This window comes from Acidobacteriota bacterium (assembly GCA_016716715.1).
In the GTDB taxonomy this organism is placed as follows: domain Bacteria; phylum Acidobacteriota; class Thermoanaerobaculia; order UBA5066; family UBA5066; genus Fen-183.
In genome coordinates this window covers 1-14,429 of sequence record JADJVE010000004.1, presented here as the reverse complement: position 1 = coordinate 14,429, position 14,429 = coordinate 1, and the positions used below count along the sequence as shown (strand labels likewise).

The window sequence follows — 14,429 nt, the reverse complement described above, 5'->3', positions numbered from 1 at the left end:
GTTCGTCGGGAACCGGCTTTCGCCTGCCTTCGTCCTCCTCCCGTCCAACCCCGCCGTGACCGGCGCGCAGGGCCAATCAAGATATGGGTCCGAAAACGCCGAACGTCAAGGGACGCTCGAAAAGGGGTTCGTCTCGTAAACTCCGGGCATGACCGGCGCCATCGAGAACGGACAGAGGATCTATCTGCGGGGGGGACACGAGGGCGATCCGCTCGCCTTCTCGGTTCGCTGGTTCGTCCCCGCGGGTTTCGAGGCGGGCGGTGCATCCGAGGTCCAGTCCGTCGCGCACGGGAAGGAGGAGCTCGCCTCGTGCCTCACGCTCCTCGGCGTGTCCGCGCTGGCCGTCATGGTCGGGGACGTCATCGACGGGACGCCGGTCTTCGAGACGCGGCCCTGCACGGCGGTGCACGCGGTCGACCACATCGTGCGCGAGAGCCAGCGCGCCCGCGGGATTGCGTACTCGCAGACGGTCTGGGTGGACGCGACGCCCGACGAGGTCTACCGCCGGATGCGCCTCTGGGAGAGCGCGCGCGAGCGGTGGACCCGATGACGGCGGCGGCCGGAACCGGCGCCCCGGCCGTCCGGATCACGACGCTGACCCATTTCTCGGCGGCTCACCGCCTCCACACGGACGGGCGCGACGAGGAGTGGAACCGCCGCATATTCGGCAAGTGCAACAACCCTCACGGCCACGGGCACACGTACGAGCTCGAGGTCACCGTCGAGGGACCCGTCCAGCCCGAGACGGGCTGGGTCATGGACTTCGGGGACCTCAAGCGGGTCGTGTCCGAACGCGTCGTCAGGCGCTGCGACCGGCGGAACCTGAACGTGGACGTCCCGTTCCTCGCCGGCGTGAACCCCACGGCCGAGAACATCGCCGTCAGGATCTGGGACGAGCTCGCCCCCGCGGTCGCGCCCGCGCGGCTCGTGCGCGTCGTCCTCCACGAGACCGAACGCAACAAGGTCGTCTACGAGGGGCCCCGCGCGTGAAAGCCCTCATCTCGAACGACGACGGCGTCCACAGCGAAGGCCTCGCGGCGCTCGAGCGCGCCGCCCGCGCGGCCGGGTTCGAGACGTTCGTCGTGGCGCCCGACCGCGAGCAGAGCGCCTCGTCACACGCGCTCACGATGCACCGCCCACTTCGCGTGCGCCAGAAGGACGAACGGACGTGGATCGTCGACGGGACGCCCACGGACTGCGTCAACATCGCGCTCTGCTCGATCCTGAAGGCGGACCCGCCGGACTTCGTGTTCTCCGGGATCAACGCGGGCCCGAACCTCGGCGACGACGTGACGTATTCCGGCACGGTGGCGTGCGCGTTCGAGGGCACGCTTCTCGGCGTCACCTCCATCGCGTTCTCGCTCGACTACGTGCGCGACGCGGTCGGCACGGTCGACTGGTCGGGCGCCGAGTCCGCCGCCCGGGAGCTCATCGCGTGGGCAAAGGACCATCCGCCGGCGAAGGACACGCTCTGGAACGTGAACATCCCCGCGGGGGCGCCGAAGGGATTCCGGCCGACGCGCATGGGACGGCGCCGTTACGGCGAGAACATCGTCGAGAAGATCGACCCGCGCGGCAAGCCCTACTACTGGATCGGCGGGACGTTCGTGGACACGAAAGCCGAGGGGACGGACCTTCTGGCCGTGGCCGAGGGATGGGTCTCCGTGACGCCTCTTCACATGGACATGACGGACTACCGCGCCCTCGCCGATCTCGACGGCCTCGCAACGAAGCACGGGCCGCGGGGGGAGACGAAGGGGTGACGCCGGAGGACTCCCGGGTGCAGCGCGAGGCCCGGGCCCTCGCCGCGGACCGGCGGGCTCTCGTGGAGCGCCTGCGCGCCGCCGGCCTCGTGTCGGATCCGCGCGTCATGGACGCGCTCGCCGCCGTTCCGCGCCACCTCTTCGTCCCGGCGGCCCTCGCCGGCGAGGCCTACGGCGACCACGCGCTCCCGATCGGCCACGGGCAGACGATCACGCAGGCGGCGAACGTCGCCCGCTCGGCCGAGCTCGCGGCCCTGTCGCCCGGCGCGCGCGTCCTCGAGATCGGGACGGGGTCGGGCTACCAGGCGGCCGTCCTCGCGCGTCTCGCGCGGTGGGTCTTCACGCTCGAGCGCATCGCCGAGCTGGCGCGGGGAGCGCAGACCCTGCTCAAGGGGCTCGGCGTCGAGAACGTCTCCGTGAAGGTCTTCGACGGTTCGTACGGCTGGAGCGAGCACGCCCCGTACGACGCCATCGTCGTCGCCGCGGCCGCGCCCGAGGTGCCCGAGACTCTCGTCGCGCAGCTGACGCCGACGGGGCGCCTCGTCGTGCCGGTCGGGGCGCCGGGCCGGCAGCGCCTTCTCGTCGTCAAGAGGCTCCCGAACGGCCGCGTCCGCACGGAAGACGCCGGCGAGGTCGCGTACGTCCCGCTCGTGGGCCGGTTCGGTTTCGCGGCGAAGGAGCCCACGCGATGATGCGGGACCGCGACGTCGACGAGTCCGGCGGGTGGAACCTCTCGGTGCGCCGCTTCCTCGTGACCGGCCGCGTCCAGGGCGTCGGCTACCGGGCGTTCGCCGCGCGGGTGGCCCGCACCCTGCGCCTGGCGGGCGGCGCCGCGAACCTCGACGACGGCCGCGTGGAGATCGTCGCCCAGGGGCCCCAGCACGCCCTCGACCGCCTGGAGGCCGCGCTGGCCGAGGGGTCGCGCGTCGCGCGCGTCGACCGCGTGGAGGTCGAGGCTCTCGCGGCGCTGCCCGCGGACGCCTCCTGGGACGTGGATTTCTGACGGGCGTTTAAGATCGGGTCTCCGTGAACGAACGAAAGGTCCTGATCGTCGACGATGACGAGGACATCCTCCTCATCGTCCAGACCCTGCTCGGCAACGCCGGGTATTCGACGGTCGTCGCGCGCAACGGCAAGGAGGGGATCGACCAGGCCGCGGCGGTCCAGCCGGACGTGATCCTCCTCGACGTCACGATGCCGGAGGTTTCGGGCTGGGAGGTCTGCGCGACGCTCAAGAACCTGCCGGAGACCGCCTCGATCCCGATCGTGATGCTCACGGTGAAGTCCGAGATCAAGGACCTCATCACGGGCATGCAGGTGGGCGCCGACGACTACATCACGAAGCCGTTCACGAAGCGGCACCTCCTCGAGACCGTCGAGCGCCTCCTCGAGCCGCGCGAGGGCCCGCGGTCGGCGTTCCTGCCGAAGGAGTCGGGCGACGTCCGGACGCGCAACCTCCTCTTCGACAGCGTCACGGGCCTGCCGACGATCCCCGTGATCGTGGACGCGCTGCGCGAGTGGCTCCTCGTGGACCAGGAAGTCGGCGTCCTCTTCGTGGACTTCGAGAACTACGCCCACATCGAGGACTTCTACGGCTGGGAGGTCTTCGACGACGTCCTGCGCGAGGCGTCCCGTGCGCTGAAGCGCCTCCTCGGGACGCTGTTCTCGGCGGAGGACCTCATCGCCGTGAACCGGCCGTCGGGCTCCGAGTTCTACGTCTTCCTCTCGATCCCGCCCGGCCTCCGGAGCGAGGAAGCTCTCGAGCGCCTCCAGCGCAAGGCGCGGCAGGTCGAGGAGTCGCTCCGGACCCAGCTCAACGAGAAGTTCCGGGACCGCATCCAGCGGAAAATCGCGCTCTTCGTGGGGTGGTCGAAGCTGCTGCACAGGCCGCAGGTCCGCCTCGAGCGGCTCGTCTACCGGTCGCTCCGCGAGGCGATCTCGATGGCCTCGACGAAGGAAGGGGAGCGCGCCGCCCTCCTGCGCGAGCAGTTCAAGGACATCCTCGTGCACCGGCAGATCGGCACCGTGTACCAGCCGATCGTGGATCTCGCGACGGGCGGCGTCTACGCGCACGAGGCCCTCTCCCGCGGGCCGGCCGAGTCTCCCTTCGAGAACCCGGAGGTCCTCTTCGACTACGCGCTCAAGTCGGACCAGGTCTGGGCTCTCGAGAAGATCTGCATGCAGTTCTCGGCGGAGCGCTTCCACGGCAAGCGCGAGGGCAAGTTGTTCGTGAACGTGGAGACCGAGCTCATCCACGACCTGAAGCTCCGCGGGCACGAGGTTCTGCAGCCGCTCCTCGCGATCCGGAGCGGAGTCGTCCTCGAGATCACCGAGCGCGCCGCCATCCGCGACTACGAGCTCTTCCGCGAGAGCATCCAGGTCCTGCGCGGGCTCGGGTTCAAGATCGCGATCGACGACGCGGGCTCCGGCTACGCCTCCCTGCAGTCGATCGCGGAGCTGAAGCCGCACTACCTGAAGATCTCGAACTACCTCGTGACGGGCCTCCACCACGACTCGATCAAGAGGGACGTCGTCGAGATGCTCGTCCGGCTGGCCTCGCGCATCGACGCCGCGACCGTCGCCGAGGGGATCGAGACCGAGGAAGAGCTCGAGGCCGTCAAGCGTCTCGGCGTCACGTACGGGCAGGGCTACCTGCTGGGGCGGCCGGCGACGCTCTGATACCGCATCGCCGGGTATCATCCCTGCTGATCCTGATGCTCTGCACTCACTGTCAGACCCCGAATCCCGACGGGGCGCCAACGTGCCTGCAGTGCCACCAGAATCTCGACGAGTCGGGCGCGACTCTCGCCCCCTCAGGAGCGGCGGGGCTGACCGCGACACCCACCATCGCGCCGGCCCGGACGACGCCGTTACGGGCTCCCTCGGGCCCCGGGATTTCCCGGCGCACGCCTTCGAGCAGCCTCGCGTCCTTCTCGGGACCGTCGACGCTTCCGGAAGGGTTCGAGATCGGGCATCGCTACCGCGTCGCGAAGCTCCTCGGCCGCGGAGGCATGGGTGCGGTCTACCGGTGTCACGACCTCGAGCTGGACCGGGACGTCGCCCTCAAGCTGATCCGTCCCGAGATCGCCGAGGACCCCGCCACCCTGGACCGGTTCCGGCGCGAGATCCAGCTCTCGAGCCGGGTGACGCACCGGAACGTTCTCCGGGTGTACGACCTCGGCGAGGTCGAGGGCATCCGGTTCCTCACGATGCAGTACGTGGACGGGGACGACCTCGCGAGCCTCATAAAGCGCGAAGGCCGCCTCCCCGTCCCGCGCGTGCTCTCGATCTTCGGCGAGATCTGCAAGGGCCTCTCGGCCGCGCACGAGCAGGGCGTCGTCCACCGGGACCTCAAGCCGCAGAACATCATGCTGGACGCGGCGGGCACGGCCTACGTGACGGACTTCGGCCTCGCCAAGAGCCTCGCCGGCACGGGCATGACGGAGATGGGGGCGATCCTCGGAACGCCCTTCTACATGTCCCCGGAGCAGGTCAAGGGTGAGAAGGCCGGACCGGGCTCGGACATCTACTCGCTCGGCGTGATCCTCTACGAGATGGTGACGGGCGTCGTGCCCTTCACGGGGGACTCGGCCTACCAGGTCATGATGCGGCGGCTTTCGCACAAGCCGAAGCCGGCCGCGGAGCTGAACCCGGAGATCCCGCCGTTCCTCCAGAAGATCATCGAGCGCTGCCTGGCCCTGGAACCGGCCGCGCGCTACCCGAGCGTGGACGAGGTGCTCGCCGACCTCGCGACGGGAACGTTTTCCACCAATGTCCGCTTCGAGCTGCTCCAGAAGCGGTGGGTGCTCATGGCGGCCGCGGCCGTGGTCGTGGCCGCAATCGCGGTGGGGGGCGTCCTCTGGCTGATGAAGAGGCGACCCGTCGCCGCTCCCGCCGAGGCGCCGAAGGCGCAATCCATCCTCATCGCGGACTTCGAGAACAGGACCGGCGAGCCCGTCTTCAGCGGCACGCTCGAGTCGGCGTTCGGAATCGCCCTCGAGGGCGCGTCCTTCGTCACGACGTTCAGCCGCGCGTCCGCGCGGAAAGTCGCCGTCCAGCTCCAGCCCGGCACCGAGGGGCTCCCGGACGCGGTTGCGCGGCTCGTCGCCGTCCGCGAAGGCGTGCAGGTCGTCGCCTCGGGGTCCGTCGCGAGCGCGGGGAGCGGCTACGTCGTGGAGGTCCGGGCGGTCGACGCGGTGACGGGCCGCGTGATCGAGACGGCGAAGGTCCAGGCAGCGGGCAAGGAGGCCGTCCTCGGCGCGATCGCGAAGGCCGCCGCCGCGGTCCGGACGTCCCTCGGCGACTCGACCCCGGCCTCGCTCCAGCTCGCGGCCGCCGAGACGTACTCGGCCGGGTCGATCGCGGCCGCTCACGAGTACGCGCAGGCGCAGGAGCTCCAGTGGGCGGGCAAGTGGGACGACGCCGGGAAAGCGTACACGCGGGCCGCCGAGATGGACGCGAACATGGGCCGCGCCTGGGCGGGCCTCGCCGCCGTGTACGCGAACCAGGGCAAGGCGTCCGACTCGGAGAAGGCCTACCGCGAGGCGATGGCGCGCATCGACCGGATGAGCGAGCGCGAGAAGTACCGCACGCGCGGCGCCTACTACATCGTGATGCGGCAGCCCGACAAGGCCATCGAGCAGCTCGAGCAGCTCGTGAAGCTCTACCCGGCGGACACCGCGGGAATGGCGAACCTCGCGCTCGCGCAGTTCTACCGGCGCGACATGCCGCGCGCGCTCGCCGAGGGGCGGCGCGCGATCGAGATCTATCCGAAGAACGTGATCCAGCGGAACAACGTCGCGCTCTACGCGATGTACGCGGGGGAGTTCGACACGGCGCTCAAGGAGAGCGCGGCCGTCCTCGCGATGAACCCGGCCTTCCCGAAGGCCTTCGTCGCGCAGGCGCTCTCCGAGGCGGCGCTCGGGCGGCGCGAGGACGCCGCCTCGACTTACCGCAAGCTCGAAGCGACGGGGACGCGCGGCGCCTCGTACGCCGCCATGGGCCTTGCGGATCTCGCGCTCGTCGAGGGCAGGCCGGTCGACGCGGTCCCGCTTCTCCTCGCCGGAAGCGCGGCGGATCTCGAAGGCAAGAGCGCCGAGGCCGCGGGCGCGAAGCTCGCGGCGCTCGCGGATGCGCAGCTCGCCACGGGGAAGAGCGCCGACGCGCTCGCGTCCGCCGAGCGCGCTCTCGCCGCGAGCCGGAACCTCAGCGTCGCGTTCCCGGTCGCGCGCATCTACCTCGCGGCCGGCCGCGAGCCGAAGGCGCTCGCCCTTGCGGACGAGCTCGCCGCGCGCCTCGAGCCCGACGCGCAGGCCTACGCGCGCCTGATCCGCGGCGAGGCGAAGCTCCACCGGGGCAAGGCGCGCGAGGCGATCGCGGACTTCGAGGAGGCCAGGAAGATCGCGGACACGTGGCTGGGCCGCTACGACCTCGGCCGCGCGTACGTCGAGCTCGGCGCCTTCACGGAGGCCCACACGGAGCTCGAGGCCTGCGTGAAGCGCCGCGGCGAGGCGACGGCCGTCTTCCTCGACGACGTCCCGAGCTGGCGCTACTTCCCTCCGGCGCTCCACGCGCTCGGCCGCGCGCAGGAAGGGATCAAGAGCCCGGCGGCGGCCGACTCGTTCAAGGCGTTCCTTGCCATCAAGGGAAACGCCGCCGGGGATCCGCTCGTCGCGGACGCCCGGCGGCGCCTGGGATTGACGAAGTAGCGCGGCCCTAGGGGGCGGCCACGACCCTCACGTTGTCGATGTATCCGCCGAGAGAATCCGAGACTGAGGTGTCCGCGAAGGAGAGCGTCGTGGAGGAACCCGTCGCGATGACGGTGTAGGAGTACGTCGTCCACTGCGTGTCGGCGTGCCCAGTTCCGCTCGCAGCCAGGTCGGCGACGACCGCTCCGTTCCACCGGACCTGGACACCGTTGTCGGCCACGCCGGGCCGGGCCGAGTAATCGAACTGGATCCTGTAGGTCGCGCCGGCAACCGTTGGCAAGGTCTGCGCGATGGTGCTCGAGCAGTCCGAATCCAGTTCGATGAACTGATCGCCGTTGCCGGCCTTGGGCGAGCCGGCCGTGTGGTTCTGAATCTCGATCCCGCAGCCCGGCGTGGTCGACGTCCAGCCGGAAATAAAGGCAAAGGTCCGGAAGGAACCCGATGGAACGACCGGGTCCTCGAAGTCTCCGTTCGTGACGATGTTCAGGTTCGAAGCGGCGGCAACCTGGATCGAGAGAGCGCGCGTCGCGACGCGCGGCGTGGGCGTCGAGGAGTCCGTGACCTGGACCGTGAAGGCGTAGGCGCCGCTCGCCGTGGGCGTCCCCGAGAGTGAGCCCGACGGCAGGAGGGCGACGCCCGGAGGCAGGCTCCCCGACGCGAGCGCGAACGCCACCGGCGCTTTGCCTCCGATGGCCTCTACTGCCGCCGCGTACGGAACGGCCACGGCGCCGCCCGGAAGAGTCGCCGTCGTGATGAAGAGCGGCGCGACGACGGTCGGGGCGGTGTTCGGCGGCGCGTCCGAGCGTGGCGCATGGGGGACGATGACCGGAGCGTTCTGCGTGATGAGGTCCTTCATCTGCTCGATTCCGGCCGGGCCCTTGGCGAGGGTGCCGCGCAGCGTGATGAGGCCCGTCTCGCCCGGAGCAAGCGACATCGTGGCGTTGCTCACGTCGGGGTTCTGAGTGCCCGGGTCGGCCAGCGTCGTGAGGTCCGTCGTGAAGACGGGCCGCGTGATGTTCGCAACGAGCGTGTTCTGCGGCTGCTGCGTCAGCGTGCACCCGACCGCGACCGGCGTGGCGTAGACCTTCGAGAGGATGAGCTGGAGCTTGGCGCTCGCCGGCGGGTTGCCGATGAGGCGGATCCGGTACGTGGCCGACGTGTTGCCCGTGTTCGTGATCCGGTAGTTCGCGTCGGTCAGACCGGTGTTCGAGACATCCGGGTTCGAAACGTCGGGGTTCGAGACATCGGGGTTCGACACGTCCGGGTTCGAAACGTCCGGCGTGGCGACGCCGATATTCGAGACGTCAGGGTTCGAGACGTCAGGGTTCGAGACGTCGGGGTTGGACACGTCCGGATTCGAGACGTCGGGGTTCGAGACGTCGGGGTTCGACACGTCCGGGTTCGACACGTCGGGCGTGTAGACCTCGACGTTCGAGACGTCGGGGTTCGAGACGTCCGGGTTGGAGACGTCCGGGTTGGAGACGTCCGGATTCGACACGTCGGGATTGAAGATCACGGCGCCCGTGAGGCCGCCCGCGAGCGGCGGCGCGGAAGGCGCGGAGATCTCCACGACGTTCACCTTCACGGACGCCTTGGGGTCGCTGGACGTGATGAAGACCGGGCGGGACGCGCTGGACCGCGGAGCTAGCGAGACGTCGACCGTCGTGAGAGTCGCGCCGTCCCTCAGGAACGAGGCCGTGCCGCCGGGCGGCTGGTTCGCGATAATGAGCCTGTAGCTCTTCGACTTCTCCGTCGTGTTCTGGACGACCGCCGCGAAGACGCGCGGGAAGCCCGTGGTCAAAGGCTTCGCGTTCGAAGGGGTCGAGACGACGAGCCCGGAGTTCACCTTCGCCGTGTAGATGTTCTGGTTGCGCATCCCGGTCTGTCCTTCGGCGCAAACGGGCTTGTTCTGCGTGGGGTCGAACACGCTGGCCCCGCCGGTGCTGCCCACGGGCGTGTAGTTCGCCCAGTTGTAGTCCTTCGGGGGGCGCACGTCGCGGTTGTCGGTCCAGGCCGCGTGGAAGACAGCGTCGCTGGACGGCGTCGTGTTGTACGCCCAGGTGCCGTTCGGCAGCGGGACGAACGGCGGCGGGCCGGCAATGTCGATGTAGTCGCCCATGAAGGGCGCCGTGCCCTGCACGAACATCGGCAGGTTTGGCGGGTTGATCTGGAGCTGCTCGATGGTGGTCGTGTTGGGGCGGCTCCCGAAGACGTAGCGCGAGACACGAGCGGACGTGAAGGCGGGGGAGGCTGCCGGGCTCGCCAGTGCGACGCGGACGTCGAGCGTATGGCGCCGGGACGTGAGACCCGTGTCGGTGATGAACGGCGTGAAGACCCTCGGATCCGAGAGCGACTCGCCTGCCGGCTGGCGAGCCTCGGAGAAGAAGAGCCCAAACGCGTTCGGTGCGGGCCTGAACGGCGTAAAGACGCCGACCGTATGGTCGAGCCTGAGGTCGTAGTAGAGGACCATGAGCTTGCCCGCGGCGAATCGCAGCGCGGGCATGAGCTGGTGGCCGCGGCCGGTGAGGCCGAAGAACGGATTGCCCTCGTCATCTGCGACAGCGCCGTTGTCGACCGGCATGGCCGCCGACCACGTCGTGCCGTTCGCCGACGTCGAAACGACGACGCGAGCATCCCCGCCGGGCCCGACGCCGCGCATCGACCAGGCGAGATAGAGGCGCCCGGAGCCGTCGGCGGCGAGGGCGGGATACGCGTTCGTCCGGAACGAACCCGACGTCGTGCCCTGGTCGAAGAGCGTCTTCGCTCCTGGATTGGCGGCGTTGAAGGACGGCAGCGAGACCACGGCCGTCTCGCCCGACCACTTCTTCCCGCCGTCGGTCGAGCGCGCGACGAGGATTCCGTTCGGGTCCTTGCTGTTCGCGAACCGGCGCCAGGCGACCGTGAGGGCGCCCGTGCCGGGGTCGATCGCGAGGGCCGCGCCCTGGTTGATGTGGCTGCCTTCGGTCACCTTCACGGGGTTTCCCCACGTCGAGCCGCAGTCCGTGGACGACGCAACGAGGAGCTTCGTGTGGAGGTTCTTGTTGCCGCCGACGAAGACGGTGTAGGCGAGGTAGGCCCGGCCGCCCACGAACGTCTGTGTGAGCGTGCCGCCGCCGTCCTTCGGTGTCCGGAACGTGCAGGCCTTGTCGCCCGGCCGGGGGACGTCGATGACGAGGGTCGGCTTGTCCAGGAACTGGCCCGCGTTTCCGGTGTCGACGACGACGGTGCCGGCGTACTTGATCGGGTCGCGCCCCTGCACGGCCTCGCCGTTTTCCTTGTTGTTGTTGTCGATGAATCGGGCGACGAAGAGGACGCCGGGCGCGTTGTTTCCCCGGTTGAAGGCGATGCCGCTGTAGAGGAAGACGCCGTTGGCGCCGGCCCGAACCGTCGCGTCGGCCGCGGCGGCGAAGCCTTTCAGCGGAGACGCGAGGCCGTCGGCCGAGCGGTCCTGCGGGTAGCCGGGGAGGAGGACGCTCTGCCACGTGCGGCCGCCGTCGAACGACTTGAAGAGCCCGAGCCAGGCGTCGCCGGCGTTCGTTTCACCGGGAAGCGCGGCGTCGAACGGGATGTCGACCGTCCGGTAGTCGTTCGCGCCCGCGAGGAGGTGGAGCGGGTTCCGCGTCGAGACGTCGAGGGACGGCTCGTTCTGGCGCTGGAGGAAGGGATCGCCTCCGGGCCACTGCGTCCCCGAGACCATGTTGACGTTCTGGCCCGCGATCTGGGCGAGCAAGCCGGCCGGGGCGCCGGCTGAGAGCAGAACGAACAGGGCGGACGCGCTGCGCAGCTGCCGGACGATGGACTGACGTCGGTTCATGAGGCTCCTTCGAAAGGTTGCGGGCATCGGCCAGTAGTTGGGCCAGGCGCTGGGAGGAACTCCCGGACAGGCGGTCGATGCGGTTTCCTGAAAAGTCGCGTCGTCATTCTTGGGCCGCGGGCCGAACCTGTCAAGACGGAGACTCAGTCCTATTCCAGCGCAGCGCCGAAATCAGGGCACAGCGGGTCGCGTTCGGCCGCCCGGCCACGTCACGAGCGCGATTCCCGCGAAGATCAGCACCGCCGCGGCCGCCGTGCGCGGCGAGGGGGACTCGCCGAGGACGACCTTCGCGAGCGTCATCGCGACGAGGGGCTGCACGTAGATGAACATCGCGGTCGTGGCGGCGCCCGTGCGCGCGAGGGCCCACGCGTTCAGGGCGTACGAGACGATGGTCGCGAGGATGACGGTGCCGGCGATGCCCGTCCATGCGCGGGACGTCAGGGCCGCGGGCCGGAAGTGCAGCAGGTCGGGGAGCGCGACGAGGACGATCGGGAGCGCCGCGTACCGGAAGATCGCCGCGGTGACCCGGATGGCCGAGTGGCGCCTCAGGATGTCGCGGGCGAGGACGAGAAAGACCGAGTACGACAGAGCGTTCGTCAGGATGAGGGCGTTCCCGAGGAAGGTCCGGTCGCCGAAGTCGAGGCGGGACAGGTCGAGAAGCCACAGGAGCCCGGCGAGTGCGACGGGAATTCCGAGAAGGCGGCGGATCGGAAGCCGCTGCTCGGACAGGAAAGACGCGACTCCGAGCGTCAGGATCGGCGTCATCGCGGTCAGGAGCGTCGCGTTCGTGGCGGTCGTCTTCGAAAGACCGAAGATGAAGAGAACCTGGTTTGCGACGATGCCGAAAAACGAGAGCAGGATCAGCCTGCGCCGGTCCTTCGCGTCGAAGGCTCCGCCGCCGGGGTCGAGGATCCGGGCGAGCAGCGTGAGGGCCACGGCGCCCGCAACGGCGCGAAACGCGGCGAGGACGAGCGGCGCCGTTTCCGCGAGTGCCAGCTTCCCGAAGATGGGGAAGCTGCCGAAGCACAGCTGGACGGCGAGGAGCGCGATGTAGGGGCGGAAGTCCCGCGGCCGCCCGGAGGGAAGGGGCTCAGCCAAGCGGCACGGGCGCGCCGGGGGCGACGGACGCGGAGAGAGTTCCTGCAAGTGAAGAGACGGTCAAGGCAGTACCCGCCGCCGCGCGGTCCCGCTTCACGTACGCGAGGGCCACGGCGCCGCCCGGAGCGCCGCCGGCGGTCGCACTCGTGATGACGCCGCACTCTTCACCTTCAAAGAAGATCTTCTCTCCGGCCCTCGGAATTCCCCCGGTCACGGCGAGCCGGACGAGCTTGCGATTGACGTGTCCGTACGTCTTGATGCGCGCGACGATCTCCTGGCCGACGTAGCAGCCCTTGTTCTCCGAGATGAAGCCGCGTTCGCGCAGTCCGGCCTCGTCGGGCAGGACGGCCTCCGTCAGCTCCGCGCCCCAGAGCGGAATGCCGGCGGCGATGCGGCGGCTCTCGAATTCGGCAGGCGTCGCGGGGCGTGCTCCGGAGAAGAGTAGAGAAGAGAAGATTTCTTTTGAAAGTGAAGAGGGGACGCGGAGGTCCCAGCCGGGGACGCCCGTGCGGTTCTCGCGGACGAGGAGGAGAGAAAGAGAAGACGAGGAAGAGATTTCTTTGAAAGTGAATTGCGCGGCGTGGCTTGCGTGGGGTTCTAGCGGCAAGGGGCCGCCCGCGCCATGCCCAATCAACCTTCTAAGAAAATCTTCAACGGCGTTTCCCCCGTCTTCGCCCGTGAGGTGAAGGACAGCTATCTCCTCCGTCTCGTTCGTGATCGTCACGTCGTTGAACACGAGGTAGGTCCTGAGGAGGCTCTCCACCGTCGCCGAGAGCTCGGGCGGCGTGTCGAGGACGAGGCGCTCGGCCTCGCAGAGGACGACGCACTCCGCGAGCATCCTGCCCTTCGCCGTCAGGAACGCCGCCGCGCAGCCCTGCCCGGGCGTCAGCTTCTTCACGTCGTTCGTGACGAGGCCGTGGAGGAACGTCGCGCGGTCCTTGCCGGTCAGGACGACGGTCCCGCGGTTCGCAAGGTCGAACAGGAGGGGAGCGGCGCTCACGGCACGATTGTCGCACCCGGCGCGGGCCGCCGATCCGTGCGACAATGCGCTCCCGTGACCGAACACGAAGCCGCCCCGAAGGCGGGCGCCGTCCGGCGGCGCCGCCGAGGCGGACGCGGCCGGACAACCGCCAAGAAGCCCGCCGCGGACGCCACCGACCTGCCGTTCCCCGAGGCGGAGCCTTCGCCCATTCCCCCTCCGCCCCCGCCGATGCCGGCCGTTCTGGCCCTGCCGTTCGCCCCGGGCTGGGTGCCCGCGGGGTTCGGCGAGGGAGTCGGCGGCCCGCCCCCTTCTTCCGCCATGAATACCGAAGAACAGAACCTCGCCCTCTTCATCGACATCGACAACCTTCTGATCGGCCTCCGCGAGACCGGCCATCCGAAGTTCGACGTCAAGCTCCTGATCTCGCGCCTGCTCGAGAAGGGGAAGATCGTCTACAAGCGCGCGTACGCGGACTGGAGCCGCTATCTCGAGTACAAGCGCGCCTTCCACGAGGCCGCGTTCGAGCTGATCGACATCCCGCAGCACCGCATGACGGGCAAGAACTCCGCCGACATTCGGATGGTCGTGGACGCGATGGATCTTGCCTCGAACAAGGCCCACATCACGACGTTCGTGATCGGCTCGGGCGACTCCGACTTCTCGCCGCTCGTCTCGAAGCTGAAGGAGAACAACAAGCAGGTCCTCGGCTTCGGCGTGAAGGGCTCGACCTCCGAGCTCCTGATCGACAACTGCGACGAGTTCCTCTACTACGAGGACCTCATCCGCGAGAAGACGAAGGCGCCGTCCCTGCAAGGGCTCCCCGAGAAGACCGCCGAGGCCTTCTCGCTCCTCATCGACTCCATGCTCGCGCTCAAGCGCGAGAACAAGGAAGTCCTCTGGGGCTCGATGGTCAAGCAGACGATGCAGCGCAAGTACCCGTCGTTCAACGAGAGCTACTACGGATTCCGCGCGTTCTCCGAGCTGCTCGAGGCCGCCGAGAAGGCGAAGGTCATCACGTTGAAGCGGGACGCGAAGAGCGGCTCGTACATCGTGACCGGCTTTGG

11 protein-coding genes are annotated in these 14,429 nt (G+C 69.3%); 8 read left to right on the top strand and 3 right to left on the bottom strand.

The features are described from left to right. Positions 1 to 148 precede the first annotated feature (148 nt). The 7 genes from IPL89_07270 to IPL89_07240 are packed head-to-tail and all read left to right on the top strand — an operon-like array spanning position 149 to position 7,471. Entirely contained in the window at positions 149 to 550 is a 402-nt protein-coding gene (locus IPL89_07270; GenBank protein MBK9062982.1) for a hypothetical protein, read from the top strand. Then, a complete protein-coding gene (locus tag IPL89_07265; GenBank protein ID MBK9062981.1) occupies positions 547 to 990 on the top strand; it encodes a 6-carboxytetrahydropterin synthase in 444 nt (147 codons plus the stop codon). The genes IPL89_07270 and IPL89_07265 overlap by 4 nt, the downstream gene beginning before the upstream one ends. Beyond that, positions 888 to 1,763 (top strand): 5'/3'-nucleotidase SurE, encoded by an 876-nt coding sequence (surE, locus tag IPL89_07260; GenBank protein MBK9062980.1) that lies wholly within the window; start codon positions 888 to 890, stop codon positions 1,761 to 1,763. Before IPL89_07265 ends, surE begins: the two co-directional genes overlap by 103 nt. Further along, complete coding sequence (locus tag IPL89_07255) at positions 1,655 to 2,455, top strand: protein-L-isoaspartate(D-aspartate) O-methyltransferase (GenBank protein ID MBK9062979.1); 801 nt, start codon at positions 1,655 to 1,657, stop codon at positions 2,453 to 2,455. The genes surE and IPL89_07255 overlap by 109 nt, the downstream gene beginning before the upstream one ends. After that, positions 2,455 to 2,766, top strand: a complete 312-nt coding sequence (locus IPL89_07250; protein ID MBK9062978.1) for an acylphosphatase — start codon at positions 2,455 to 2,457, stop codon at positions 2,764 to 2,766. Before IPL89_07255 ends, IPL89_07250 begins: the two co-directional genes overlap by 1 nt. 23 nt (positions 2,767 to 2,789) lie before the next feature. Continuing rightward, positions 2,790 to 4,442, top strand: a complete 1,653-nt coding sequence (locus IPL89_07245; GenBank protein ID MBK9062977.1) for an EAL domain-containing protein — start codon at positions 2,790 to 2,792, stop codon at positions 4,440 to 4,442. A gap of 35 nt (positions 4,443 to 4,477) precedes the next feature. Beyond that, positions 4,478 to 7,471 carry a protein kinase gene (locus tag IPL89_07240; GenBank protein MBK9062976.1) on the top strand — a complete coding sequence of 998 codons (2,994 nt, stop codon included), beginning with the start codon at positions 4,478 to 4,480 and terminating at the stop codon, positions 7,469 to 7,471. A 7-nt stretch (positions 7,472 to 7,478) separates the two neighbouring features. On the opposite strand, the gene IPL89_07235 is transcribed toward IPL89_07240, so the two are convergent. The 3 genes from IPL89_07235 to IPL89_07225 all read right to left on the bottom strand — a co-directional run bounded on the left by IPL89_07235 (position 7,479) and on the right by IPL89_07225 (position 13,383). Continuing rightward, positions 7,479 to 11,285 carry a DUF642 domain-containing protein gene (locus IPL89_07235; GenBank protein MBK9062975.1) on the bottom strand — a complete coding sequence of 1,269 codons (3,807 nt, stop codon included), beginning with the start codon at positions 11,283 to 11,285 and terminating at the stop codon, positions 7,479 to 7,481. A gap of 171 nt (positions 11,286 to 11,456) precedes the next feature. Beyond that, positions 11,457 to 12,383, bottom strand: a complete 927-nt coding sequence (locus IPL89_07230) for a DMT family transporter (GenBank protein MBK9062974.1) — start codon at positions 12,381 to 12,383, stop codon at positions 11,457 to 11,459. Beyond that, positions 12,376 to 13,383, bottom strand: coding sequence for a hypothetical protein (locus IPL89_07225; protein ID MBK9062973.1), 1,008 nt, complete (start codon positions 13,381 to 13,383; stop codon positions 12,376 to 12,378). The genes IPL89_07230 and IPL89_07225 overlap by 8 nt, the downstream gene beginning before the upstream one ends. 300 nt (positions 13,384 to 13,683) lie before the next feature. On the opposite strand from IPL89_07225, the gene IPL89_07220 reads away from it, so the two are divergent. Then, a partial coding sequence (locus IPL89_07220; protein ID MBK9062972.1) for an NYN domain-containing protein occupies positions 13,684 to 14,429 on the top strand: 746 nt, incomplete at its 3' end.

Excerpts from the sequence above, each read along its gene's own strand:
- IPL89_07270 (MBK9062982.1), top strand. The coding sequence starts at position 149 with ATGACCGGCGCCATCGAGAACGGACAGAGGATCTATCTGCGGGGGGGA.
- IPL89_07265 (MBK9062981.1), top strand. The coding sequence starts at position 547 with ATGACGGCGGCGGCCGGAACCGGCGCCCCGGCCGTCCGGATCACGACG.
- IPL89_07255 (MBK9062979.1), top strand. The coding sequence starts at position 1,655 with ATGGGTCTCCGTGACGCCTCTTCACATGGACATGACGGACTACCGCGC.
- IPL89_07250 (MBK9062978.1), top strand. The coding sequence starts at position 2,455 with ATGCGGGACCGCGACGTCGACGAGTCCGGCGGGTGGAACCTCTCGGTG.
- IPL89_07240 (MBK9062976.1), top strand. The coding sequence starts at position 4,478 with ATGCTCTGCACTCACTGTCAGACCCCGAATCCCGACGGGGCGCCAACG.
- IPL89_07235 (MBK9062975.1), bottom strand. The coding sequence starts at position 11,285 with ATGAACCGACGTCAGTCCATCGTCCGGCAGCTGCGCAGCGCGTCCGCC.